Source organism: Verrucomicrobiota bacterium, from assembly GCA_016200005.1.
In the GTDB taxonomy this organism is placed as follows: Bacteria; Verrucomicrobiota; Verrucomicrobiia; order Limisphaerales; family PALSA-1396; genus PALSA-1396.
This window is the reverse complement of the sequence record JACQFP010000005.1, coordinates 1-25,232: the sequence shown is the minus strand read 5'-3', so window position 1 is coordinate 25,232 and position 25,232 is coordinate 1. Positions and strand designations below refer to the sequence as shown.

Annotated in this window: 18 protein-coding genes; 11 read left to right on the top strand and 7 right to left on the bottom strand. The window is 57.7% G+C overall.

From position 1 onward, the window contains the following. Positions 1 to 218 precede the first annotated feature (218 nt). The 4 genes from HY298_01360 to HY298_01345 all read left to right on the top strand — a co-directional run bounded on the left by HY298_01360 (position 219) and on the right by HY298_01345 (position 5,326). Positions 219 to 1,043 carry a type II secretion system protein gene (locus HY298_01360; protein MBI3848928.1) on the top strand — a complete coding sequence of 275 codons (825 nt, stop codon included), beginning with the start codon at positions 219 to 221 and terminating at the stop codon, positions 1,041 to 1,043. Between the two features lie 544 nt (positions 1,044 to 1,587). Next, the gene (locus tag HY298_01355) at positions 1,588 to 2,433 is read left to right on the top strand and encodes an HAD-IIA family hydrolase (GenBank protein MBI3848927.1); all 846 of its coding nucleotides are present in this window, start codon (positions 1,588 to 1,590) and stop codon (positions 2,431 to 2,433) included. 41 nt (positions 2,434 to 2,474) lie between these two features. Then, positions 2,475 to 3,989: a glycerol-3-phosphate dehydrogenase/oxidase gene (locus tag HY298_01350; protein MBI3848926.1), complete on the top strand. Its 1,515-nt coding sequence runs from the start codon at positions 2,475 to 2,477 to the stop codon at positions 3,987 to 3,989. Positions 3,990 to 4,006: 17 nt separating this feature from the next. Next, positions 4,007 to 5,326, top strand: coding sequence for an MFS transporter (locus tag HY298_01345; protein ID MBI3848925.1), 1,320 nt, complete (start codon positions 4,007 to 4,009; stop codon positions 5,324 to 5,326). 78 nt (positions 5,327 to 5,404) lie between these two features. Here HY298_01345 and HY298_01340 read toward each other — a convergent pair whose 3' ends face one another. Continuing rightward, positions 5,405 to 8,080 carry a hypothetical protein gene (locus HY298_01340; protein ID MBI3848924.1) on the bottom strand — a complete coding sequence of 892 codons (2,676 nt, stop codon included), beginning with the start codon at positions 8,078 to 8,080 and terminating at the stop codon, positions 5,405 to 5,407. Positions 8,081 to 8,333: 253 nt separating this feature from the next. Between HY298_01340 and HY298_01335 the strand changes: the two genes are divergently transcribed. The 3 genes from HY298_01335 to HY298_01325 all read left to right on the top strand — a co-directional run bounded on the left by HY298_01335 (position 8,334) and on the right by HY298_01325 (position 11,021). Then, on the top strand, positions 8,334 to 9,716 hold the full coding sequence (locus tag HY298_01335) for an FAD-binding protein (GenBank protein MBI3848923.1): 1,383 nt from the start codon (positions 8,334 to 8,336) through the stop codon (positions 9,714 to 9,716). A 163-nt stretch (positions 9,717 to 9,879) separates the two neighbouring features. Then, a complete protein-coding gene (locus HY298_01330; GenBank protein MBI3848922.1) occupies positions 9,880 to 10,179 on the top strand; it encodes a hypothetical protein in 300 nt (99 codons plus the stop codon). A gap of 83 nt (positions 10,180 to 10,262) precedes the next feature. Beyond that, positions 10,263 to 11,021, top strand: coding sequence for a prepilin-type N-terminal cleavage/methylation domain-containing protein (locus HY298_01325; protein ID MBI3848921.1), 759 nt, complete (start codon positions 10,263 to 10,265; stop codon positions 11,019 to 11,021). Positions 11,022 to 11,129: 108 nt separating this feature from the next. On the opposite strand, the gene HY298_01320 is transcribed toward HY298_01325, so the two are convergent. The 5 genes from HY298_01320 to solA form a co-directional block, all read right to left on the bottom strand. After that, the gene (locus tag HY298_01320; GenBank protein MBI3848920.1) at positions 11,130 to 12,413 is read right to left on the bottom strand and encodes a 4Fe-4S dicluster domain-containing protein; all 1,284 of its coding nucleotides are present in this window, start codon (positions 12,411 to 12,413) and stop codon (positions 11,130 to 11,132) included. Further along, positions 12,410 to 13,345, bottom strand: coding sequence for an FAD-binding oxidoreductase (locus HY298_01315; protein ID MBI3848919.1), 936 nt, complete (start codon positions 13,343 to 13,345; stop codon positions 12,410 to 12,412). The genes HY298_01320 and HY298_01315 overlap by 4 nt, the downstream gene beginning before the upstream one ends. A gap of 150 nt (positions 13,346 to 13,495) precedes the next feature. Then, the gene (locus HY298_01310) at positions 13,496 to 14,662 is read right to left on the bottom strand and encodes a response regulator (protein MBI3848918.1); all 1,167 of its coding nucleotides are present in this window, start codon (positions 14,660 to 14,662) and stop codon (positions 13,496 to 13,498) included. Between the two features lie 196 nt (positions 14,663 to 14,858). Further along, positions 14,859 to 16,313 (bottom strand): FAD-binding protein, encoded by a 1,455-nt coding sequence (locus HY298_01305; protein MBI3848917.1) that lies wholly within the window; start codon positions 16,311 to 16,313, stop codon positions 14,859 to 14,861. 45 nt (positions 16,314 to 16,358) lie between these two features. Beyond that, a complete protein-coding gene (solA, locus tag HY298_01300; GenBank protein MBI3848916.1) occupies positions 16,359 to 17,486 on the bottom strand; it encodes an N-methyl-L-tryptophan oxidase in 1,128 nt (375 codons plus the stop codon). A 285-nt stretch (positions 17,487 to 17,771) separates the two neighbouring features. Here solA and HY298_01295 point away from each other — a divergent pair, with 285 nt between their 5' ends. The 4 genes from HY298_01295 to HY298_01280 all read left to right on the top strand — a co-directional run bounded on the left by HY298_01295 (position 17,772) and on the right by HY298_01280 (position 24,994). Beyond that, the gene (locus HY298_01295; protein ID MBI3848915.1) at positions 17,772 to 19,034 is read left to right on the top strand and encodes a PD40 domain-containing protein; all 1,263 of its coding nucleotides are present in this window, start codon (positions 17,772 to 17,774) and stop codon (positions 19,032 to 19,034) included. 17 nt (positions 19,035 to 19,051) lie between these two features. Then, complete coding sequence (locus tag HY298_01290) at positions 19,052 to 19,873, top strand: hypothetical protein (protein MBI3848914.1); 822 nt, start codon at positions 19,052 to 19,054, stop codon at positions 19,871 to 19,873. Continuing rightward, on the top strand, positions 19,870 to 21,819 hold the full coding sequence (locus HY298_01285; protein MBI3848913.1) for a hypothetical protein: 1,950 nt from the start codon (positions 19,870 to 19,872) through the stop codon (positions 21,817 to 21,819). Before HY298_01290 ends, HY298_01285 begins: the two co-directional genes overlap by 4 nt. Positions 21,820 to 22,027: 208 nt before the next feature. Beyond that, entirely contained in the window at positions 22,028 to 24,994 is a 2,967-nt protein-coding gene (locus tag HY298_01280; GenBank protein ID MBI3848912.1) for a HEAT repeat domain-containing protein, read from the top strand. A 99-nt stretch (positions 24,995 to 25,093) separates the two neighbouring features. Here the strand turns inward: HY298_01280 and HY298_01275 are convergent. Then, positions 25,094 to 25,232, bottom strand: a 139-nt coding sequence (locus HY298_01275; protein MBI3848911.1) for a hypothetical protein, incomplete at its 5' end; no start/stop codon positions are given.

The window sequence follows — 25,232 nt, the reverse complement described above, 5'->3', positions numbered from 1 at the left end:
TTTAACGGTGTGACGGCGACGGTGGTCGCCCGCGGAGACAAGGACCTTCACTGGATGAGCTATCACGCCGGGCGGCTTTCGGACAGGTCGTATTGAGCGCACGCAGCGCCAGCCTGGCATGAGGTGAATTTGTCTTGTCGAAGTTGCGCGCAAGCTGAGGGGGTTCTAGTTTAAAGGAATTCGCTGACGCTCGAAAATTGTCGGAAAGAGACAACGCCATGAGTACTGACCCAAAATCAATTCGCGCGGGATTCACCCTCATCGAACTGTTGGTGGTCATTGCCATCATCGCGATTCTCGCCGGACTGCTGCTGCCCGCGCTTTCGCGAGCCAAAGCGAAAGCCCAGGGCATTCAGTGCATGAACAATCACCGCCAGTTGCTCTTTGCCTGGCGCATGTATGCGGACGACAACAATGAAGTCCTCCCGAATGCCAAGCATGGTCCGTATGAATGGGTGGGCGGCTGGTTGGATTTCAGCAGCAATCCGGAAAACTGGAACCCGGATGTCAATCTCAAGACCAGCATCCTTTGGCCTTACTGCGGCAAAAATGCAGCCCTCTTCAAATGTCCTGCTGACCGGAGCACCGTCTTGAACGCCGCGCGGCAAAGAGTCCCGCGCGTGCGCACCATGTCCATGCTCAATTGGGTGGGTGGCCGCGGGCTGGGGCTGCCAATGCAGTGGTCCGACGCCACCGGCCCCTGGCGCATCTATCGCAAATCTTCGGATTTTCTCAGCCCCGGCCCCACTGGAACCTTTGTCTTTCTTGACGAACGCGAAGACAGCATCAACGATGGCTTCTTCGTCGTGAGCATGGATGGCTACCCGAACTCGCCGGTCGAATTGGTGGACAGTCCGGCCAGTTATCACGGTGGTTCCGGCGGACTTTCGTTTGCCGACGGTCATTCGGAATTAAAGAAGTGGAAGAGCAAATTTGTTTTGCAGATGCCGCTTAAGGGACAGGTCAGACCTTATCCCACGCCGGACCCGGGCAATGTGGACGTGGCCTGGATGCAGGAGCACGCGACCCGCCACGGAAACTGATGAGAGCGGTGCCGGGGCGATGCGGTTCACTGGTCAGGTTTCACCAATCGCAGCCCCGTAAAAGTTATGCTAGTACGCCGGCGGCCGAGTCGGATGACCGGTCGTTAGTCGCGGCCCTGTGTGCAGACAGATTCTGACGCATTTGTGTTCAGCGAATGAGCCAAGGCGAACCGCGTGGAAAAGTTGCAACAGTTCATGCGTTTAACTTGACCACTAACACCAAGCGCATGCGGCAAGAGATTTGAGAGGATTCAGAAGATAAAACGATCGGTCATCGTCTGGATCGTTGACAGTTGCTGCTTGGTGCGTTAACGCTCTGAATGCCGGTGGCAGTGTCCTAATGAATATGATAATGAACCGAGCGAACACGCCGGAGCTTCATTGACAGGAAGCAAACTTGCTCGCGGGTGGAGAGTTGACCGTTTGGCAGTCTGCCGTGTCTTTTTCAGAGGGCCAAACCGGCGACAGATGTCTATTGCTTTTTGAGAATCAGAAATTTGAAAGCGCCGCGAGGACTCGCCCGTGCGGGAACTTGCGAGGCGTAATGAAATTCAACATGCACAAACAGCTACGGAACCTCCGCCATGTCGCGCTCGACATGGATGGTACGATCTACAACGGCGGCACGTTGTTTCAATCGACTGCCCCTTTCCTCTCACTCCTCAAAGCGCTGGGTATCGGGTACACGTTCCTGACCAATAATCCGTCCAAAAGCATAACCGACTACCTCGCCCACCTTCAGCGCATGGGCATTGTCACCACGGAGGGCCAGCTCTACACCTCCACCCGGTCAACGATTGAGTTTCTGCTGGAATCGCAACCCCGCGTGCGTCGCTTGTTTGTGCTCGGCACGTCCAGCATGAGCCGGGAGATGAGCACGGCGGGATTTGTCCTCACTGCCGACAGCCCCGGCGATGAACCGGACGCCGTGGTGGTCGGGTTTGACAACACCCTGACATATGCGCGTCTCTGCCGCGCGGCGTGGTGGATCAAACACGGCAAGCCCTACTTCGCCACGAATCCAGACCGCGTCTGCCCAACTGATGAACCGAACGTGCTGCTGGATTGCGGTTCCATCTGTGCCGCGCTGGAACGCGCAACTGGCTGCGCTCCGGCCGCCGTGTTGGGCAAACCGGACCCCGCCATGCTCCGCGGCATCCTGAATCAGCATGGCTTGAAGGCAAATCAACTTGCGGTGGTGGGCGACCGGCTTTACACGGACATCACCATGGCGCATCGGGCGGGCGCCTTGGGGGTGCTCGTGCTCACCGGCGAAGCCACCGCCGTGGATGCCTCCGAATTCTCTCCGCCGCCGGATCTGGTCGTCAAGGGACTGGCTGAATTCGGCGCGCTCTTGCGAGAAGCCAGGCAGGAGGCTGTAAAGATGTGAAATCGTTTGAGGCTTCTCCGAGGCGCCGCTCCATTCAGTCGCTGAACACCGACCCATTGGACTTGCTCATCATTGGAGGAGGAATCGTCGGCGCGGGTGTGGCGCGCGATGCGGCGATGCGCGGACTGCGGGTTGGGTTGGTCGAGCAGCATGATTTTGCCTTTGGCACCAGCAGCCGATCCAGCCGGTTGTTGCACGGTGGGTTGCGCTATCTGGCACAAGGACGACTGGGGCTGGTGCGCCAGGCCAGCGTGGAAAAAGGAATTCTCCGCCGCATCGCCCCGCATTTGACCGAGCCACTGGCCTTTGTTTTTCCGACCTATTGCGGCACCGCTTGGCCGCTATGGCAGTTGCGCATCGGCGTGAAGATTTACGACCTGCTTTGCGGCGGACGCAATCTCGGTCGATCACGCGGGCTGAGTCGCAGCGAAGTTCTTAACCACGTGCCCATGTTGAACGATCAAGGGCTGACCGGCGCCGTGCGATACTTCGACGGTTTTACGAACGACGCCCGATTGGTGCTCGACACCCTTCGTTCCGCGGCGAAGGCTGGCGCGATCGTGCTCAATTACGTTCGCTTCGCGAACGCCCGCTATTCATCTGGAATTTGGGAGTGTGAATTGAGTGAAGAATTGAACGCTACCTCTCGTAGCCGCCGACGTAAGGAGGCGGACTTGAGTGAGGAGCAGAACAGCCCGCCTCCTTACGTCGGCGCCTACACTGTTCGCGCCCGTGCCGTCGTCAATGCAACCGGCCCGTGGGCCGACGGCCTGCCCCACAGCCACATCAAACTGCGGCTGACGAAAGGGATTCATCTGGTCGTTGATCGCGGTCGGCTGCCGGTGACGGATGCCATGGTCATGACCGAGGGAAAGCGGATTCTTTTTTTGATCCCCTGGGGCGAACGTGTCATCATTGGAACGACCGACACGGATTATCGCGGCCCGGTCGAAGCCGTCCGGACCGAACCGGATGATATTCAATACCTGCTCCGTATCGTGGGAGAATTTTTCCCGACGGCGGGATTGTCCGGGAGCGACGTCATCAGTACGTGGGCAGGTTTGCGGCCCCTCCTCGCCGATCCCGGCGGCAAACCGTCGGATATTTCGCGCACGCACGAAATTAACAATCCCGAACCGTTCTGGTGGGATGTGGCGGGCGGCAAACTGACAACTTACCGCCTGATGGCCGAGCAGACGGTGGATCGCATCGCCAAAAGACTCGGCGGACGATTCGAGCCTTGCCGAACTGCGGTAGAACCATTGCTACCGCCGGCCGAAACGACCGGCCTCAGCGGAATATTGCCGCCGGAATTCAATCGCCACGTCGTGGAGCATTTCTGCGCAAACGAGTGGGCAGTCCATCTGGACGATGTGATGGTGCGCCGCGCCAACTGGCATCATTACTATCATGTTGCCGATCAGAAGGCGGAGCAGGTTGCTGATTGGATGGGCGAAAGCCTCGGCTGGTCACGCGAGGAACGGGAAGCGGAATTAAATCGTTACCGTGCCGCCGGGCATCGAGCTTCGGAGCGCGTGGCCTCGGCGACGGCTTAACGAAAGGAAGACGCCGAATGGCACGACAAATCCTGGACTGGTTCAAGCCCGCCCCGCACATTCCGCGGTTACCGCCGGCGGAGGTCGATCAGCTTTACCCTCGTTATCGCTGGCGGATCTTCGAGTCTGCCTTCATCGGTTACGCCACATTTTACGTGGTGCGCAACAACCTTGGCGTCGTGTCCAAGGAAATGGGGCAGGCGTTGAATTACGACAAGTCGATGATCGGCGACATCCTGGCCGTCACTGCCATCGCGTACGGCGTCGGCAAGTTGCTGATGGGCTACCTATCCGACCACAGCAACCCGCGCAAATTCATCGCGGTCGGTCTCTTGATGACCGCGTTGGTGAATTTTCTGTTCGGCGCGGCTACAAATTATTGGGCGCACCTTGGGCTGTGGACGCTGAACGGGTTGATCCAAGGCATGGGTTACGGACCGTGCGCCCGCGGTTTGGGACACTGGTACACGTACCGGGAGCGCGGGACGATCTTCGGCGTATGGAACATGTCGCATAATTTGGGAGGTGGCCTGGTGGGCGTCGTCGCCGCCTATAGCGCGCGGGAGTTTGGCTGGCCCTCGGCGTTTTTCGTGCCGGGCATCATCGCGTCGATCGCGTCGGTGTATCTGTTCTGGCGGATGCGCGACACCCCGCAATCCGTCGGCTTGCCTTCGATCGAGGAATACAAAAATGAGTATCCGCCCGAGGAGATCGAAACGCACGAGCAGGAACTCAGCTTCAAAGAACTCTTTGTGAAATACATCCTCACCAACAAATACCTGTGGCTGATCGCAATCGCGAACTTCTTCGTGTATGTGGCGCGCTACAGCATGCTGGATTGGGGGCCGACCTATCTCAAGGAGAAGAAGGGCGCGACGCTTATCATCGGCGGCTACAGCACGCTCCTCATCGAATTCGCTGGCGCGGCCGGCATGTTGTCGATGGGCTGGCTTTCGGACCGGTTGGAGGGCCGGCGCGGGATGGTCAGCGCGGTGTGTTTGGTGCCCGCCATGGGCGCGTTCGCGGGACTCATTTGGACGCCGCCCGGAATGTTGTGGCTGGATTTGTCCCTGTTGACCCTGGTGGGTTTCTTCGTTTACGTGCCGGTAATGATGGTGGGCGTGATGTCCCTTGATCTGACTTCGAAGAAAGCGGTGGGCACGGCGGCGGGATTTGTCGGGTTGTTCGGCTACGTTGGCCGGGTGGCGCAAGGCAAGGGGTTGGGCTGGATCGCGCAACACTACAACTGGGATTATGCGCTCTACGCGACACTGGCCTGCACAGCCGCGGCGGCCGGCCTGCTCGCATTCGCCTGGAATGTCCGACCCAGGGCGTGACGAGGACTGAAACGGCAGACTCTCGGAGACTGAAATGAACGGCAAGAGTTCCTATCGATTCGAATGTTTTGCGATGGGTCAAGGTTTTCGCAGGCGATAAAACTTCTTTGCTCCCAGCGTGCTGTTTGTAACCGTCATTATCCCATTGCTAGTCGAAGGCACGTTGGTTACCACAGTCCAGACGCTCGAATTGGAAAGCTCGCCAGTCATTTCAAGAATGAAATCGCTGGCGGTTACGCTCCAGGAAAGCACCACGTCACTGCCCAAGCGCGTCACCTGCAAATTCGGCGCGACGAGGTTGAACGGGGAAATGTCCAGCAAGTAGAGACCACCCGCGGTCGCGGCGATCAGCCGACGCGTTTCCGTCAAGGACAGCGCGTAGATGTAGCGCGCCTGGGAGCTGTCCAATCCGCCGCTGCCCGCGATCCAATGCTCGCCTCCGTCCGAAGAGAAGTAGTAGCCAGCATCTGTGCCGAGGTGGATATACCCGGGAGCGATTGGATCAACGAGCATGCTCCTGACCTGTGGCAGTGGCACGGGAAGCCCGGAATTCTTGAGCGTCCAGGTCGCACCGGCGTTCGTGCTCTTATGAATTCCCGGCGACACCTGTGAAAAATCCACGCCGCCAGCGTAAATCGTCGCGGTTTGGAAGGGGTCGATGCCCACGGCGTAAACGAATCCCGGTCCGGGTGACACATTCGTCCAGGTGGTTCCGCCGTCGGTGCTCTTCACGAGATTCGGTGTGCCGCTGCCACCGACATAAAGCGTTGTGTGGTTGGAGGGATTAATGGCAATCGCGTAGGCGCGAATTTCCGCGCCCAAAGGATCGGTGGGATCCGGCAAATGAAACCAACTCGCCCCGGAGTTGGTTGACTTGATCAGGAACGAATCGTCCGGCTCAACCATGGTCGGCAACCGAAAGTCTCCCGCATAAGCTGTGGAAGGAACCACCGGGTCAATCACCAGAGACTTGTTCAATTCACCGATCGCGCCGCCGTCCGGCACGATGGCAAGCCACGAACTCCCGGCGTTTGTGCTCTGCCAGATTTGCGAAGGAGACCCGCCAAAAAAGTCGCGCGTCGCCGCGTAAACCCGCGGCCCGTCTGCCGCCACGGCCCGCACATCGAGGCCCGCTATGCCTCCAGCCAGGGAATTCCAATTATTGCCACTGTCGCTGCTCTTATAGACATTCGTTTTTCCCGCCGCGTACGCGACGGGGCCGTTCGTGAAACCTGTGGTCACGGAGTAGAGTGCGGCGTTGGTCAAACCGCCGACGGTGTTCCACAACATGGCTGCGGCCTGTGTCGAGCCGGGACTTTCAACGTCACCGAAGACCGCCGTGACCACAAAAAAATAAGCGTGGTTCGTCAAGCCCGTGACGATGAACGGGCTGGTGACATCCGGGAACCTGCGGCCTCCGGGCATCGAAGGATAATTGTCCTTCGTTAACCTCGGGTCCGGCGCCATATAGACATTGTACGATGTCGCGCCCAGCACGTTGTCCCACTGCACGGTCGCCTGCCCAATGCCGGGCGTGGCAATCACCACCAGCGGTGCAGAAAGCTGAAACCCGGTCTGCGGCGGCGTGCCGGTGGAGCGGAATACTTCACTGTCAGCTCCACCGTCTTCACTCAATCCAATCCATCCAATGTAGCCATCCCCCAACCAGGCACGGCAACAGTTATTGCCGCCGAACGTAGCGGCCGGTGATAGCGGCGCCGGAGCCGGATGCCCATCCACTGCGTAGAGGAGCCTTCCGTTGATGTCTTTCCACAAAAGCTGACCGTACTGGAGTTGAAACGGTTGCTCGCGAAATTCCGCAAGCTGGTTGGAGACGAGTGTGTCGGGCGTCGTCAGTGCCAGCCCGCCATACAAAATGATCTCCTGATTCGTTGCTCCGGCCCCGTTCCGCAACCAAGCCAGGTGAAAGCCATCAGTACGCGGGAATGAATTCGTGCCAGTGCCATCCGACGTCAACTGGACGGGTGCCGGATTGGTCTGCGTGCTATCGTAAAGAAAAATCTGGTTCACGCCCCCAACTGCCTTGACATAAACCACGCGGCCCTGCGCCAGATGCGGGTTGCCGACGATGTTGGTGTCGATCACTCGCAAAAACGCACGATCGTAGAAATGGAGTTTGGCGATTCCGTTGGTATTGTCGAAAAACGGCCACGCCGCCTGCCCATTGCCGGTGCTGAGCCTGCCCTCGGCCCCTGGGACCGGTGCGTTGCCCGTCAGGTTCGTCGCAAAACCGCTTGCTGGATCAACGCGGAAAACGTGCTTCACCGTCTGGGCGCTGGCGAAGGCCTGCAGCACCATGAAAATGCTGCCGTCGCCCACTGCCACGCCCTCGGCGTTCAGCGGTTGATTTACATCAATCGGGTTGGTGGCGGTGACTGACACGGGGGCGGCGCCATCAAGCGACACCCAGCCACTGTCGGTCCCGCGTCGCCAAACCGCGATGACCGAGCCTGGTGCGCTACCGCTGCCCAACGCAAAAACGATGTCATCCACCGAACCCAATATGCCTTTAAGTTGCAGCGCGTTGGTGATCGCCCCATCGTACAGCACAACAGTGCCGTCAGCATCCACCCAGAGCATTTTGCCGCGACTGGTGGTGCTGTGGCGAATGCCCCATGTTTCTGATGTCGCATTCGTCGTGAGTTGTTGTACCTGCCCTTGCGCTCCAAGGCCGAAACCAATCTCAAGCAACGTCGCCAAGCTAATCATCGCCAAAATGGATTTGCTCTTCATGGTGTTTTCCTCGTGGAAACTGTTCTCTTCTACCATACATTCGAACTTGAGCTGCAATGTTCCCTCTCCGATTGCACGGCAGTAGTTGCATGCCAAACCAGCGCCGGCTTCTCTCCGATGGAAAGTTGTTGTTCATGGTAGTGAAATCACAAACAGTCCTATTGTCAACCTCGCCGGAAGCATGGCACAACGGAAACGGTGTCGTTAAATCTTGATTCCCGACCGACGAACCATTTTGATGCAGCCGCCGTTTATGCCACTCTCCACAACAACCCTGAATCGATTGCGGGCAGTCGTTGAACCCGAGAATGTTCTCACGTCCCCAGAAGACCTGATCCCCTATTCTTTCGACGGCACGGCCGCGATGCAGCACATGCCAGGTTGCGTGGTCTTCGCCCAAACGGCGGAACACGTCGCCGCGGTTCTGAAGCTCGCCAATGAAATCAAGAGTGCTGTCGTCACGCGCGGTTCGGGCACCGGACTAAGCGGCGGCAGTGTGCCGAGCGACAACTGCATCGTCCTTTGCACAGTCAAAATGGACAAAATCCTCGAACTCGACCGGGCGAATCTGACGATGCTCGTCGAGCCGGGCGTAACGACGCTGGCAATCGCTGACGCGGCAGCAGCCGCGAATTTGTTTTATCCTCCTGATCCCGGATCGATGAAAATTTCCACCATCGGCGGCAACGTTGCGGAAAATTCCGGCGGCTTGCGCGGTTTGAAGTACGGCGTCACGCGCAATTACATCATGGGAATGGAAGTCGTGTTGCCCAACGGCGAAGTGATGTGGCTGGGCAACAAGTGCGTGAAAGATGTTGCGGGTTATTCGCTGAAAGACGTGTTCATCGGGTCGGAAGGAACGCTTGGCATCATCACCAAAGTTTTGTTGCGCCTGATTCCCAAACCGCAGGCCAAGAAAACCATGGTGGCGACTTTCGCGCAAATGGATCAGGCCGCTGAAACCGTCTCTGCCATCATCGCCGCCCAAATCATCCCCTGCACACTGGAGTTTCTGGACCGCATGACGATTCATTGCGTCGAGGATTATGCGAAGATCGGTCTGCCGCTGGATTGCGAAGCGTTGTTGCTCATGGAAACCGATGGCCATCCCGCCGTCGTTGCTGAAGAGGCCGCGCAAATGGAAGAGATCGCTCGCAAGAATGGCGCGCTCGAAGTCCGCGTGGCGAAAGATGAAGCCGAGGCCACGAAGCTCGCCAGCGCCCGCCGCTCGGCGTTCTCCGCACTGGCCCGCGTCGCGCCGACGACGATCCTCGAAGACGCCACCGTGCCGCGCAGCGAACTGGCGAAGATGATTCGCTTCGTCGAAGCCACGGCGAAGAAATACAAACTTCGCATCGGCACATTTGGTCACATGGGCGACGGCAACTTGCATCCAACCTTCCTGACCGACGAACGCAACAAGGACGAGATGCACCGCGTCGAGGAAGCGTTCAAGGAAATCTTCGACGAAGCCATCCGCCTCGGCGGCACGATCACCGGCGAACATGGCATCGGCCTGGCAAAAAAAGATTTTCTCCCGAAGTTCGCGGGCGATGCCCAAATGCGCGTGATGCGCGAACTGCGTCGAGCGCTCGACCCGAATGGAATCTTGAATCCGGGAAAGATGTTTGATTGAAGACTTAGCCTTCGTCTGTATGAACAACATTTTTCATTAGTTTGAACTTCTGCTGCGCAGAATCTGGTTTGTTCGCCTTGGTCGTGGGGAACTAAGACAACTGTCTCGTAGAGAGCTTCAACAACTAATTACGGAACATAATTTCGCCCGACTTGATCAGCGCGTGGCGACCTTCTTTGTGGAGAGGTATGGCAAGATTGACGTTTTCGTAGAATTCCCTTCCGAGCTATTAGATAACCCGATTGTCTTCACGTTAAACGAACACGATACGATGGTTGCTACAGGTAAAGTGGAGTTTCTTCCAAACGGAAATTGCCTCTGGAATTGCAAGCTCAATGAGGCAGTCGAGCTTGCAGCATTTACAAATGCCTACGGTCCGAGCTGGGAAAAAAACTCGCGTTATCTTTTCGCCCACTGTTGTAAGGTTTACGTGCCGCGTGACCTACCGATTAGTTTCATCTGATCGGTGGTTAATCCGAACTAGAATCAACTTAATAGTGTTGACCATAACTAAGCCAATTCTTAGCTTCCCTCCCAAGACCCCGCATGAAACCCAGGAACGCCTTCACCTTGATTGAGCTATTGGTCGTTATTGCCATCATTGCGATTCTTGCCGGGTTGCTGCTGCCGGCGCTGGCAACCGCCAAGGAAAAAGCCAAATCCATTAGCTGCGTCAACATGCTGCGGCAAATGGGAACTGCAGCCGCACTCTACTCGGGCGACAACAGTGGCAAGTTTTGTTTCACGTTTTGGGTACGCGGTAATAACGTCGAACGGAAAGCGTGGTTCAACTTTTTGCAACCTTACACCGGAACGACCAACTTGCTCCTGTGTCCCAGCAAGTCGCCGAAATTCAAAGAGCTTCTGCAAAATTATCCCAGCGACGTCGCCGACCGCGCCATCTCCAACTACGAAGCCAATTTCTCGCTCGGCGGTTGTGATTGGCCGGGGGTCTGGCCCGCTGAAATCTGGCTGCAACTCAAAGACACCGTGGTGCGAAAGCCCGCGAGCGTTGTCTATATGACCGACGGCGGGACGCGCCCGATCAATACGACCGACCCGTTGAAATGCGTCACCGTCAAGTCCGTCGAAAAATCCGGCTGCTGGATCGTGCATGATCCGGCCAACGATGCACCCTGCACCGGCTGTGTCACCAGCGACGACCCGAACTGGGGCGGTCCGCACCTGCGTCACGCCGGGCGCAGCAATATTTCGTTTGTGGACGGCCACATCCAGGCGATGAAGTCTTCGCAGTGGTTTTGGTCCGGCACACCGTGGTTGAAACCGGCTTTGGGTGGCAATTGAATCCCAGTCTCCCTGCCACCACCAAAAACCTTCTGCGTGTTTTCCTTCCAGCGCTGGCGTGGAAAAAGGACAAGGTCAAGAGTTGACTTTGCCACACTGGATTTCCAGTTACTCCGCCGCGGCCAAATAATCCGCGATGTGCATCACTTGGATTTGTGACGCGCCGGCTTTACGCAGGCCGGCCTGAATCTGAAGGATGCAACCCGGATTCGTGGTCACCACAATCTGTGCGCCGGTTTTCAGGATGTTGTCGATCTTTCGCTTCTGCAAACGTTCCGCCATCTCCGGCTCCGTCAGATTGTAACTTCCCGCGCTGCCACAACAGACATCCGATTCCGCCAGCTCAATAAGATTCTTCCCGGCGACGGCTCGGACCAGTTCGCGCGGCGGCTTCGTGATCCGCTGCGCATGCGCGAGGTGACACGCGTCGTGGTACGTGACGGGAACAGTTGAGAGTGGAGAGTGGAGAGTTGAGAGCTGAGGAGCGTTCGCAATCCATTCGGCCAAATCCTTCACTTTGGCGCTGAATTCCATTCCGCGCTCCGCCCACTTTGGATCGTCGTGCAGGAGATGTCCGTATTCCTTGAGCGTCGAGCCGCAGCCCGCGGCGTTGATGATGATGGCGTCGAGATTCAACTTTTCAAAAATGTCGATGTTCGTGCGGGCGCACTCGCGCGCGCGATTCAAGTTGCCGCTGTGAGCGTATAGCGCGCCGCAACAAACCTGCGCTGCCGGCGTGACGACATCGTAACCTCGTTGATTGAGCAACCGGAGACTTGCCGCGTTGGTTTTGCCGAACATGACGCTCATGACGCAACCGCTGATGAAACCAACGCGGCCGCGTTTCGGCTCACTGGTCGCGGGCGAAAGTTCCGTCAACTTCACCTCCCTCGTATTGTGCGGCACCAGAGCCACAGCATCGCGCACGAATTTCGGTAACAGACTCTCCAAGCGCAATGACTGAATCAATTTCGCCGGCAGCAGTGCCAGTTTGGTTCTTCGCGGGAACGGAAAGATCTGTTCAATCGCCACCCGCCGTAAGAATTGTTGGAAAAAGGATCTTCGATGTTTCTTCTCGATGTGCTCGCGCGTCGCTTCCAGCAGTTCACCGTATTGAACGCCACTGGGGCACGCCACCTCACAGGCCCGGCAGCCAAGACAGAGATCGATGTGACGCACCACCGATTGGTTGAGGGCCATGCGTCCATCCTGCACGGCGCGCATGAGGTAAATGCGCCCACGGGGCGAATCATTTTCATTTCCTGTTTCGAGGTACGTGGGACAGGCTGAGAGACAAAGCCCGCAATGAATGCAGGCCAGCGACTTGTCATAGTCGAGAAACCGTTCGTAGCCGCCGACGTGAAGCGGCGGATTATTCGCTGACGCGTTCATGTCGGAAAGTCAGGGAATATATGTTTCGGGTCGTAAGCGTCTTTTATCCGAGCCAGGAGCTTGGTTGGCAGCTCAGCCATTGGCGGGGGCGTTCCGCCGCGATAACAAATCACTCCATTGCCGGCGCGAGCCACCACCGCAACCTTGCCAAGTCCGCGAATCGCTTCAACCGTTCGCGAAGGCAGGACGGAAAGTCGATTTGCCGGTGATGGTTCGGCCCAAAAACTCTTTTCGTAATCAAGCGTTGCCGGTTCACCGAAACCCAGTTCACGCGCCTTGACCAGTTGCCACTCGACTTCCTCTCGCGTGCCAGCAAAGCCCAGGATGGTTGCGGGTTGCGGGTTGAGAGTTGAGAGTTTGTGCAAGTCGAACACCACCGGAGTCAGTTCAGATGCCATGACGGTTTCAATCAACTTACTTGCTTGATCCAACGACTCGCGGCGCGCCTGAACGAATTGTTCGACCTCGGGCAACGGTCGCAACTTGAACGTCGCTTCCACAATGACACCGAGACTGCCGCGACTCCCAATGAACAGTTTTTGCAAATCATAACCCGCAACATTCTTGACCACCTTGCCGCCAGACTTGATGACGCGCCCACCCGCCAGCGCAACTTTGATTCCAAGGAGATGATCGCGAATCGTTCCGTAACCAAATCGCCGCGGCCCGCTCAGGTTCGCGTTCAGGATATCGCTGATCGTCGTGTTTTGAGGATTGGGTGGGTCCATCGGCAACCACTGGCCGCGCTGCGCCAGTTGGGCTTGCAACCCCGCCAGCGTGATGCCGGCCTCCACCGTCACCGTCATGTCCTCCGGCGTGTACTCAATGACCCTGCTGAGCGCGCGCAAATCGACCGGTGACATTTTCTCACCGCGCGCCTGAGCGCCGGCGAGCCACGCGGTCAGTTGCTGAACATTGGTTGGCTGATGCATCACGCGGGCGTGATTATGAAGCGGAGAATTTGACGCGCCAGCGGAAAACGACGGGAGGGCGTCAAGCCATCCCCGTTATCTTCCCGGTCTGAGCGGCTGCGGTCCCGGCAACAGGATCGCAGCCTTCCGACGGCAGCGCCGTGCCCCAGTTCAATTTGCTTCCGACCACGCCGGCAGCGTGAAATGGAACGTCGCGCCTTCGTTCACTTTGGCCCTGGCCCAGATGCGTCCCCCGTGCCGCTGAATAATGCGCTGCACGAGGGCCAGCCCGACCCCGGTCCCTTCGAATTCGGACTCGGGATGCAGGCGTTGAAACACTCCGAACAGTTTGTCCAGGTGCCTCTCGTCAAAACCGGCGCCGTTATCCTTCACGTAGTACGTGTTGTGGCCGCCTTCGGTCTGCCCGCCGACCTCGATCCAGGACACTTCGCGATGCCGGCTGAATTTGATGGCGTTGGAAAGGAGATTGGTCACCACCTGTCGAACCAAGGATTCATCCGCCCGTGCATGCGGCAGCGGTCGTAGTTCCAGACGCGGCGATGGTTTCGAAACACTGGCGAGTTCCTGGAAAACGGTCCGCGCCAGCCGGGTCATGTCCACGGCTTTCGATTGCATCGGCCGCCGCCCCAAACGCGCGAAATTTAGCAGATCGTCAATCAGCCGGTCCATGCGCCCAGCTTGGTTGCGGATCGAGTCCACTAATTTTTTCCCTGCGCCATCCAGCGCCACCTTGTAGTCGCTCTCCAGCAGCGAGGAATAATTCTCGATGCGCCGCAGCGGGGCGCGCAAATCATGCGAAACCGAATAGCTGAACGCCTCCAAGTCTTTGTTGGCGGCCTTCAAGTCCGTCGTCAACCGTTTCAGACTCTCATTTTGGCCCACAAGCTCCTCGCGGACCCGTTTCAAGGCGACGAGGTTGGTTACTCTGGCGCACAACTCCTCGGCCGAGAATGGTTTCATGATGTAGTCTTGGGCGCCCTCACGCAACAGACGCACCCGCAGTTCATCATCGGTCTTGGCCGAAAGAATGATGATGGGCACCAGATCCAACTCCGGTCGGTCGCGAATCGCGTGGACCAACCGTCCACCGCTCATTTTCGGCATGATCTCGTCAGTGACGATTAAATCCGGATGCACGTGGGTCGCCTTGGCCAACGCTTCCCGGCCGTCAAACGCGCTCTCGGTCCGGTAATCCCTGGCCAGAGCTTCGCAAATATACTGGTTCGTCGCCGGATCGTCTTCGACGACCAGAATCCGCGCCTTGGCGCTTCTACTATTGCTTGCCGAACCCGATTTGATTTGAATGTCAGGTCTCAAATAAGAATGAGCCGACAAGGATAACACACCTCTCATAAAGTTTTTCCCCGGGTAGAAAACCGGACTTCTCTCAAATGTCGTCGCATTTGTCAAGTTTCAGCCCTGGATTTTTTCAAAACCTCAAAACCGGCGTTATCCCGCGCTGGCCGGGAGAGCGTGAACGGTTTGGGAGCATCGCAATCCGATACTGGTTGCTTCACGCCGCGATTTGCTTCCTCGGTGCGAAATCACCACAACGTTTCGAGCCGGGGAACATCTTGTGCGGATTGCAGCGGTTCTCCGGATCGAAGACGCGACGCAATGCGCGCATGGCGTCGAGATCATCTTTCGTGAACTGCTGCTCCATGAAATCAATCTTCTCGACGCCAATCCCGTGTTCGCCAGTCACGCTGCCACCTAGTTCAACGCACTTGGTCAGGATGTCATGTCCCGCTTGAAGCGCGCGCCGAACCTGCGCCGGATCGCGTTCATCGTAAAGAATCAGCGGATGAATGTTGCCGTCGCCCGCGTGAAAAACATTTGGAATGCGCAAACCGTATTTCTCGCTGCACGCGCGGATGAAGCGCATGATCTCCGGCAACTTCGAACGCGGCACCACACCGTCCTGCGTCAGGAAATTCGGACTGAGCCGGCCGATGGCACCGAACGCGCGCTTGCGACACTTCCACAGGTCGGCGCGTTCCTGATCCGTTTTGGCAACGCGAACTTCGCGAGCATGATTCTTTTTGCAGATGTCCATGACGCGCTCCGCCTGAGCCTCGAGGCCCGCTGCCAGTCCATCGAGTTCGATAATTAACACCGCGCCAGCATCCAGCGGAAAACCGAAATGATACGCCGCTTCGACGGCTTGCGTGATGAGTTGATCCATCATCTCCAGCGCGCCAGGAACAATCCCCGCGCCGATGATGTCGCTGACCGTCTGGCTGGCCTCATCGACGCTTTCGAAAATACCGAGCATCGTTTTGTAAGCTTGCGGCGCACGAATGAGCCGCACGAGAACGCGCGTGACAATGCCGAACATCCCTTCGCAGCCGATGACCGCCCCGCGCAAATCGTAACCGTCCACCTCTTCACCGCCGTCAGGGGTGGCGCCGAGCCAGACAACTTCGCCGTCGGGCAAAACCATCTCCAAACCGAGGATGTGGTTGGTAGTGACGCCGTATTTCAGCGTGTGCGGCCCGCCGGAGTTGGTCGCCACGTTGCCGCCGATGGTGCAAGCCGGCTGCGAGGAAGGGTCGGGCGCGTAAAGCAGACCTCGCGATTTGACCGCGTTGGTAATCCAGGCATTGACGCAACCCGCTTCGACAAGCGCGCGGCGATTGCGATAATCCACCGAGACAATCTTGTTCATCCGCGTCAATGCAATCATCACGCCGCCGGTCACGGCCAAAACCGCGCCGCTCAAGCTCGTGCCCGCCCCGCGCGGAATGATGGGTAGATTATTTTGGGCGCACAGCTTGACGATGGCTGCGACTTCATCGGTTGTGCGGGGCAACACGACGACATTGGGCAGATTTTTCTCCAGCGTGTAGGCGTCACATTCATAGACGCGAAGCTCCTGATCCCCGTGAATGACGTCATCTTTCCCGACGATGGCGATGAGTTCATCGATTTGCCGGCGCGAGACGGTTGTTGGTTCAACAGTTTGCACGGGCAAATGTTACTCCGCATTGTTCGATACTGTCGAGCGCGTGGATTACGAGAAGCGGTTTCGGAACAGGCTCAAGTCAAAACGCGATTTATCGCCGAGAATATGATCGGCAAGAATTTCGCCGATGACGCACGAGAACTTGAAACCGTGACCGGAACACGGGCTGGCGATGGTGACCTGCGGAAAAGCCGGATGCGCATCGATGAAGAAATGTTCATCCGGCGTGTCGGTGTACATGCAAACGGCGCTGGATCGCAGCGGCCCGGTGGCGGACGGCAAGAAGCGGCGCACGACTGCTTGCATGGATTCGATTTCAACAGCGTCCACTTCGCGGCGAATTTTGTCAGGGTCGGCTCGCTCGCCTTGGTGATGGCGGGCAACCTTCACGCCATTTCCCAGATCCGGGAAGCCGTAAAAGAATTCCCCCGGTTCATGTTCCCAGATGTGGATCGGGCATCGATCAGGATGGAATGCGGCAGCTTGCGTGCGCGGCTCAAACCAGAAGAGGACCTGACGTTCCACGGAGAACGGCAACTTCAGATCCGGCAACAATGAGTTGATCCAACTCCCAGCCGTCAAAATCAATCGCTCGGCTTGATATTCGCCCCGGCTGGTTCTTACGTTAACCCCGCTGGAGCACGCGTCCCAGCGCAAGACTTGTTCCGCGAAATGCAGCCGAGCGCCACGAGTCCGCGCTGCCGCCAGATGCACTTCGATGCACGCCTCCGGAAAGAGAATTCCGGCGCGCGCCTCCCACACGGCGACCATGTCGTCGGACGGCGTCAGCACAGGAAATCGAAGGCGCACTTCATGCGCGGTCAGCATTTCGTGTTGAAGATGATGTTCCTCGGCGCTTCGTTTGGCACCGCGCACAAGCACGCCGTCTGGTTGTCCGATCATCAGTCCTCCGGTTTGAAGAAATAACGGACGTCCAGCCTGCCGTTCCAGTTCCGCCCACAACTCGTAAGCGCGTTGGATCAACGGCACGTAAAGCGGATGTTCGAAGTAGGCTTCACGAATGATCCGCGTCTGGCCGTGCGACGAGCCGAATGCGTGTGGCGGGGTGAATCGGTCCAAGCCAAGGATCTTTTTGCCGCGCTTGGCGAGATGGCAAGCCGCGGCACTGCCCATCGCACCCAGCCCAACGACAATTACATCAAAGTTATTCGACATGCGTTGCTTCAGTCACCCAAGGCCCGCGTCGCACAGCGCATCCGCGCACTGCCCCGGAGCGCAACCGGATCGGAGCGCGGCTGTGTCGTCCTCGACCAGCCGCAGCACATCGACAGGGCGGCATCAGGTCTATACCAACGGCCACTCGTTGCAAAACTGCTGCGGCTGGTCTTCGACACAGCCGCGCTCCGTCGGGAGTGTCGAGATGCGTCCTGACTTCCGCTGGTTCTATCAAATTGTTTGCTCCTGTCGAGCGGCGGGAATATTCTCGGAAGCCAACAGCCTATGAAAAATCAAACTCGACCTGCCAATTGCGCTGCCCGCGCTTTGTCCCGGCGCACTTTTTTGTACCGCGCCGGGCTGGGCATCAGCGGCGCGGTTGTTTCCTCGGCGTTGCCCGGCAATGCGCTCCGGGCCGCTACGTCAGTCAAACGTCCACGCGATTTGATCGGCTTCACGGAGTTTCGCACGAACCTGCCGGGTGGACGACACGCGAACGAGATCACGATGCGTGCCTGGGTGGTCCGCGCGGACGGCACGGGACATCGCCTGTTGGCGGAACAACTGGTTCGCAAATCGAACACCTGGACGCAATTCGCGGGCTGGTCGCCGGACGGTCAGCAGGTGATCATCGGCAGCGGTTGGGAAAGTCCTGAGAATGCAGCGTGGGAAGAGGAGCACAAGGAATTCCGTTTCACGCCGGATGGCTGGCTATACGACATGTTCCTCCTGGATTGGGCAAGCGGCGAACTCACCAACGTCACGGCCGTCGAGCGCGCGAGTTTTTACAACACTGGTTTGTTCTTCTGGCCGAAAAACCCCAAGCGACTCGGTTTTCAAGCGATCATTGGCAAAGATTCGCATCCGTTCAGCATGGACTTGGACGGGCGTCACAAGAAAGACCTCACGGTGAATTCCAAAGAGTTCGCCTACGGCTTCAATGCCTCGCCCGACGGAACACAGATCGTCTATCACAAGAGTTATCAGATTTACATCGCCAAGGCTGACGGTTCGGATGCCATAAAAGTCGAGACTGGGCAGCCGTTCAACTTTGCCCCACAGTGGTCGCCCGATGGCCAGCGGCTGATGTTCGTGGCCGGCGAGCATTACAACTGTCATCCTCACGTTGTGCGGCGTGACGGCCGGCTTCTGCACAAGTTGGCCGATCGCCAAGGCTATCGTGGTGTCGTGACATTCCTCGACGTGCCGGATTTTCACGGCGGCAGCAGCGATGTGCCCATCTGGTCGCCGGACGGAAAATGGATTTATTACTCGGCGCAGGTGAAGGATTCGGTTGAGTTGATGCGCGTGTCATTAGACAGGAAGATTGAACAGTTGACCCAAACGAGCACAGGCCATCTGAACTATCATCCGAAAGTTTCCTCGGACGGCAAATGGCTGGTGTTCGGCTCCAACCGGTCGGGCACGAGGCAACTTTACGTCATGAACGCCGCCGGCGGAGCGGTGTGGCCGATCACCGGCGCCCGGCCTGGCTGGGGTTCGATGTGGGCCAACTGGCGGCCCGCGCGCATCGGCCTGGAAAATTGAAGTGACCAAGTAACCGGATGGATCGTCTCGAATTGTTGCCGAAAGCGGTCGTGCTTGCCGCCGGTGTGCTGTCACTTGCTCACCCTGGTTTTGGACAGACGGCGACAAACGGATTCTCCTTCAACGATTTTCTGCTGGTGCCGTTGCGCGTCCATCTGTTGTCCGCCAAAGATTCGCCCGCGCTTCAAACGACACTTACCGAAAAAGACATCACGCGCATTTTGACAAAGATTAATGGCGTGTGGGCGCAGGCCGGTTTGCATTTTTATCTGGAATCGCTGGTGGGAGACGAAGCGAACCAGCCGGAACTCTACACGCAGCACGGCAGCCAAGCCGACCGCTACGCGCTGCTGGGATTGCGTCCGCAAGGATCGATGGCGACTAATGTGTTGCACATTTACTACCTGAAAGAAATGTCGATGAACGGCATTTACTTTCCCGAGGCCATTTTTGTGAAGGACACCGCGTCATTGCGAAAAGTGGAGGGCGGCATCGATGAACCGTTACCGCGCGTGACTTCGCACGAACTGGGACACGCCTTGAGTCTCCCCCACCGTCAGGACACCACGAATCTGATGGCCTCGGGCACGACGGGCATCGGCCTCAATAACGAAGAAATCAAACGCGCGCGTGAAACGGTGCGAAGGTTCGATGGGATCGAATCTGCACCCGAAGTGATGAAGAAAGCTGACGCGTTGTTCCAAGCAAACAAATCAAATGAAGCGGCGGCGTTGTATTCCAGAATGGCCATGATTCCTGCGAAGTCCGGCCAGGTTTCATTGGCAAAGAATCGTGCGACCAATGCGGCCCGATCCAATTTAAATCAAATCACGAAATGAAACTCACACCTGGCCATTACTGTATTCCCATCGTGACCATCGCGGGGTGGTTATGTTTCATCACCCAATTGGCGAATGGCCAACGCATTGAATTACACCCGCAACTGGTCAAGACCAACGGCGTTTGGGGAGTCGAATATTGGTCGGGGCAGCAACTCGCAGGTTGCGCGTCACCGGCAGAACCCGCGGGAATCACACTGAGACTCCCCGGTGAACCGTTCAAGCCGGTCGAGTTCCGGGACAAAAAGGAGCGGGGCAATAAACTTGAACTCGGCCCGGCGAACATTGGTTCACTGACACTCCGTCTGCGGATCGAGCGCGTCAATCCTTCGCTGATAAAGCGGACTCTGACCGTCACCACCGCGCAACCGCAGCAGTTTGCCGCGTCGTTTGATTTCTTCCCAACGGTCGCCGGAAAATACTTTTCATTTACCGATCGCGAAACCGCGCGAGCGTTGTACGACACTCTGGCGGAGCCGAGTGGCGGCCCAAAAGGACAGACCTTTCCAGTGGCGGCGATTCAGGAGGCCGGCCGGGTCTTCGGCGTCCTGGCCGATACCCCGGCGCACTGGGAAAACCGATGTCTCGTGTTGATCGACCCGCCTGGAAAGAAGCTGGCGGTCTTGAACGGCGATGGCCGCGAGCCACATCCATTGATGATCAAAGACGCGACGGACATTTACCGATACCAGATGGACGGTTGGCAATCGCTGGCGGCGGGTGAAACCAAGAGTTACGAGACCTGGTTGTTTGCCGACCGGGCGGAGTCGCAATATGATGTTCAACTGGCGGCACACCTCGCGCTGGCCAACGCCAAAGGTTGGAATCATTCGGCGCTCGAAGCCATTCTTCGCAACACTTCTTATCTGCTTTGTCGGCGCAATTTGATGCGCAACGAAGGCCGTTACATTTTTATTTCAGGCATCGGTTACGGATGGAAGCAATGGGTCACCGACGGTTTTTACATGGCGCAAGGATTGGCCGACCCGGAGAAAATGACGGAAGCATTTCGCAGCGTTTTTGCGAACCGAATCAATTATGAAGATAACGCCCAGTATTATTTGATATGGGCGGCCCTGGCCAAACGGGCCGGTGGAAGAATCAACGATGAACTGGTGCGTTTTTCCTATGAGTATATCAAGAAACACGAGACGAACGGCATTTATTATCCTCCGCAATTATCCGGCACTGTTCTGACGAACGGTTTCAAAACTTACATGGATCAGGAACGTTATGATGACGACGATGCTCCGGCGAGCAATCAGGGATTCCATTGTGGCGCCTTGCTGGCCGCCAGAGAACTGGGTCTCGCGGTCAGTCCAGCGGACGTTGAGCGGGCGGTGGCCGGTTACCGCAGCATGTACAACAGCAAAGGACAATACATGCCGACCAGCCTCAAGCGGCAGGATGTGCTTGGCCAGGATACGCTGTATGGTGAGGCGCTGACCTTCGCGGTGTTCGGTCGAAAGCTCCTGACCGACGAGCAGGTGCTGGGTCATCTGCGCACCACCCTCCGCATTCAATCGCCTTACGGCATGCGCATCATCTCCCAGCCCAATGGTGACTTGCTGCCGGGGAACAACGGTGTTTATTGCGCTGGCGGCTCCTGGTTTCTTTGCGACGCCGCCAATTACCTTGTCGCTGGATTGCACGGGATGCCGTCGGAGGAAGTGGACCAACACCTGATCTGGCGCATCGAAAAGGAACTCGCCTTCGTGCCCGCCTTCAACGAATCCATCAGCACCGTCACCGGCAAACCGCATGGGCATATTCTTTATTCCTGGAACTCCGGCTACTGGTGGCTGCGCCACGAATTCCGCAAACGGCAAAAACAAAAAGGCGCTGACCCGGTGGAGGTGGCCATCGATAAAAAGCTCGGCGTCGTGCGGGACAAACACGGCCTGCGACTGGAACCAGACGTGGCAACATTGCGACCTAAGAATTGAGTACGAATACCCATTGCTATCCATCAGAATCTTCGCGTGCCGCGAGGATTCTTCAGGAGCGCGGACAGCCTTGTCCGCGTCTTCCATTCAAGCAATGCTGTTGGCGCGGACAAGGCTGTCCGCGCTCCTTTGCTTGCGGTTGTGGCGCGTTCCATTGCTTCGCGGCAAAGGATCTCACTACCCTTCCAGTTGATTTCCGAGACGCATCATGAACAAGTTCCCTTCTCTTTGTTGGGTTGTTTTCGGGGTCTTCCAACTCAGTGCGGCCGAACCTCAAACCGCAGGAGCTAAAGGCTCGGACGGCCCGCTGACTCCACAACAAGCGTTGGCTTCCTTTCGGCTGGAGCCAGGCTTGCGAGTTGAGTTGGTGGCTGCCGAACCGCTGGTGGTGGATCCCGTCGCCATCGCTTTCGATGAACGAGGGCGGATGTTTGTCGCAGAGAACCGAGGTTATCCAACCGGACCTGGTGAAGGCAAACCTCCCGTCGGAATCGTGGCCGTGCTCGAAGACACGAACGGCGATGGACGCTACGACAAACGCACCGTCTTTGCCGACAACCTCACTTTTCCCAACGGCGTGATGCCCTGGCGCGGCGGCGTGTTCGTCACCTGCGCGCCAGACATTCTTTATTTCAAAGACATAGATGGCGACGGTCGTGCAGATATTCGTAATGTTGTGCTCACTGGTTTCATTACTGGCAGCACCACCCAGCTTCGAGTCAGTCATCCCACACTCGCGATTGACAACTGGGTTTACGTCACCAGCGGACTCATCGGCGGAAAAATCACTTCACCCGGTTATCTCAATCATCCACCGGTGGAAACAAAAACGGACTTCCGTTTTCGACCGGACACCGACGAGTTCGAAGCAGCAGACGGCAAAGCGCAGTTCGGATTGACGTTTGATGACTTCGGCCATCGCTTCATCTGCATGAACCGCGTACAAGTGCAGCAAGTTGTGTTGCCCTCGCGTTACCTGCAACGCAATCCGCACCGGGCTTTCGCCGACACCGTCCAGAATCTTCCCGAAAGCATGTTGCCGGAACCGCTGAAAGGGCACGGCGCAGCGGCCAGAATTTATCCCATCAGCCGGAACCTCACGACTGCGGATTCACACGCTGGAACATTCACTGCGGCGTGTGGTGTGGCCATCTATCGCGGCACCGCGCTGCCGGAGGAGTACCGCGGCTGCGCCTTTTCGTGCGATCCCACGGGCAACCTCGTCCATTACGACCGATTAGTGCCGACAGGCGCAACGTTCAAAGCTCGACGTGTTCGTGAGGGCGTCGAATTTCTCGCGTCCACCGACAACTGGTTTCGCCCCGTCAACCTCGCCAACGCACCCGATGGGGCGCTTTACATCTGCGACATGCATCGCAAAACCATCGAGCACCCGCAGTACCTTCCCGGCGACGTTCGCAAGCACACCGATTTCGACAGCGGCAAAGGTATGGGCCGCATCTACCGCGTGGTTGCCGTGAACCAAAAGAGCAAACCGCGCATTCCAAACCTCACGAATGCATCAGCCAGGACTCTGTGCAACGAATTGAACAATCCCAATTCCTGGTGGCGCGAGACCGCGCAACGATTACTCATCGAACGACAAGACAAGGTGGCGGTGCCTCTTCTGAAACCGATGCCAAAGAACGCACGAAGCGCCGTCGCCAGACTCCATGCGCTGCGAACGCTGGACGGCTTGGGTGCATTGGGCGATGAACAAATCCTGTGCGCACTCGTTGATTCAAATCCCGGCGTCCGCGAAAACGCCATTCAACTGGCCGAGCCGCGGTTGAAAAACTCCCCGCAGTGGACTCCGCGGCTTATCGCGCTGGCGGACGATCCTGACACTCGTGTGCGGTTTCAATGCGCTTTGACTCTCGGCGACATGGATGACGCGCGCATTGTTCCGGCGCTGGCGAAGATCGCCGTCCGCGACACGCAGGATCGTTGGGCGCGCGCCGCTGTGCTCAGTTCCGTGGGTCGTTGGCCAACTGTTTTTTTGCGGGCCGTGCTGTCGCTCCATGCAACTGACGAAGGCATGGCCGACTTGTGGGAAGAACTGGGACGCATGTTGGGCGACGGTCAATCGCCTGAGAATTTAATCACACAATTGAGTGAAGTGGGAGCCGCTGCCGACGTGCTGCCGATCTCAGACCAGCTAACTTTTGCTTCCGGGATGGCGCAGGGCTTGCGCGGTCGGGGAATCGGCGGCACCGACCGCTCGGCGCTCGCGAGTTTGTTGGCCACAAATTCGCCTGCAACGGATTCAGCCCGCACCTTTGTCGCTAAGTTGACCGATCGCTCGCTGAAAATCGCGTCCGACGCGCAACAACCGCTCACACTCCGACTGGCGGCCGTTGGATTGCTGGGACAAGCCGATTACTCCATCGCCGGCGCAACCCTGCTCAAACTCGTCGGCTTGCCCAGCCCAAATGAATTGCAGATTGCGGCGGTGCGATCACTCGGCCAGATGAGCGATCCGGCCTTGGCGTCGGCCTTGCTCGAACGCGAACGCTGGAACAGTTACACGCCCGCCGTGCGTGAAGCCGTCCTCTCTTCGCTCATTGCCAAGCCGCAATTTCATCCTCCCCTGCTCACCGCGTTGGAAACCAAGGCGATGCCGATGGGCGCGATGGATTCCGCACGACGCAAGCAATTGACTCAGGATCGCGACGAAGCCGTCCGCCAGCGCGCTGCCGAACTGTTCAAGAGTCTTCAAAGCGGCGATCGGATGAAAGTTTATGAGGACTACAAATCGGTATTGGCGCTCAAGCCCGACCCGAAGAATGGTCGCGCGGTGTTTCTGAAGACTTGCGCCTCCTGCCACCGCTTGGATCAGGAAGGCGTGCCAGTTGGGCCGGACCTGTTCGGCATCCGCAGCCAGCCAAAGGAGGCGATGCTGTTGCACATCATCGTGCCCGAGTACGAAATCATGCCCGGCTTCGCCAATTACACCGTCGAGACGATAGATGGCCGGACCATTTCCGGATTGATCGCATCCGAATCCGCCAACAACGTCACGCTGCGCCAGGCGTTGGGTGTGGAAGAAACCATTTCACGTGGCAACATCGTCAGCATTTCATCTTCGTCGCTTTCGCTGATGCCGCAGGAACTGGAAAAAGCCATGAGTCGGCAGGACATGGCGGATTTGATCAGTTACCTTAAGGGCGAGTAATGTGCCCGCGAGAGAATCATCTGCTCCGCAAGCGCCCTGTTCCCTGTTAGCGTAGGAGCCGAGGTGACGAGGCTCTAACTTTCTTCGTTTGAAGTGAGCCTATCCATGAACCTCCTGGGTTTGAGTATGGAGCGCGTGGGTCAGGGAGAGCGAGAACACCGTCAGCCCCAGTTGTTTGGCTTGCCGTTGCACGCCCTTGAGCCGCTGCTGCAGATAGCGCTGTTCGTAGGTTTGGATG

Bases quoted from the DNA above. Each gene is read 5' to 3' on its own strand.
- HY298_01360 (MBI3848928.1), top strand. From the start codon at position 219: ATGAGTACTGACCCAAAATCAATTCGCGCGGGATTCACCCTCATCGAA.
- HY298_01355 (MBI3848927.1), top strand. From the start codon at position 1,588: ATGAAATTCAACATGCACAAACAGCTACGGAACCTCCGCCATGTCGCG.
- HY298_01345 (MBI3848925.1), top strand. From the start codon at position 4,007: ATGGCACGACAAATCCTGGACTGGTTCAAGCCCGCCCCGCACATTCCG.
- HY298_01340 (MBI3848924.1), bottom strand. From the start codon at position 8,080: ATGAAGAGCAAATCCATTTTGGCGATGATTAGCTTGGCGACGTTGCTT.
- HY298_01335 (MBI3848923.1), top strand. From the start codon at position 8,334: ATGCCACTCTCCACAACAACCCTGAATCGATTGCGGGCAGTCGTTGAA.
- HY298_01325 (MBI3848921.1), top strand. From the start codon at position 10,263: ATGAAACCCAGGAACGCCTTCACCTTGATTGAGCTATTGGTCGTTATT.
- HY298_01320 (MBI3848920.1), bottom strand. From the start codon at position 12,413: ATGAACGCGTCAGCGAATAATCCGCCGCTTCACGTCGGCGGCTACGAA.
- HY298_01315 (MBI3848919.1), bottom strand. From the start codon at position 13,345: ATGCATCAGCCAACCAATGTTCAGCAACTGACCGCGTGGCTCGCCGGC.
- solA (MBI3848916.1), bottom strand. From the start codon at position 17,486: ATGTCGAATAACTTTGATGTAATTGTCGTTGGGCTGGGTGCGATGGGC.
- HY298_01295 (MBI3848915.1), top strand. From the start codon at position 17,772: ATGAAAAATCAAACTCGACCTGCCAATTGCGCTGCCCGCGCTTTGTCC.
- HY298_01290 (MBI3848914.1), top strand. From the start codon at position 19,052: ATGGATCGTCTCGAATTGTTGCCGAAAGCGGTCGTGCTTGCCGCCGGT.
- HY298_01285 (MBI3848913.1), top strand. From the start codon at position 19,870: ATGAAACTCACACCTGGCCATTACTGTATTCCCATCGTGACCATCGCG.
- HY298_01280 (MBI3848912.1), top strand. From the start codon at position 22,028: ATGAACAAGTTCCCTTCTCTTTGTTGGGTTGTTTTCGGGGTCTTCCAA.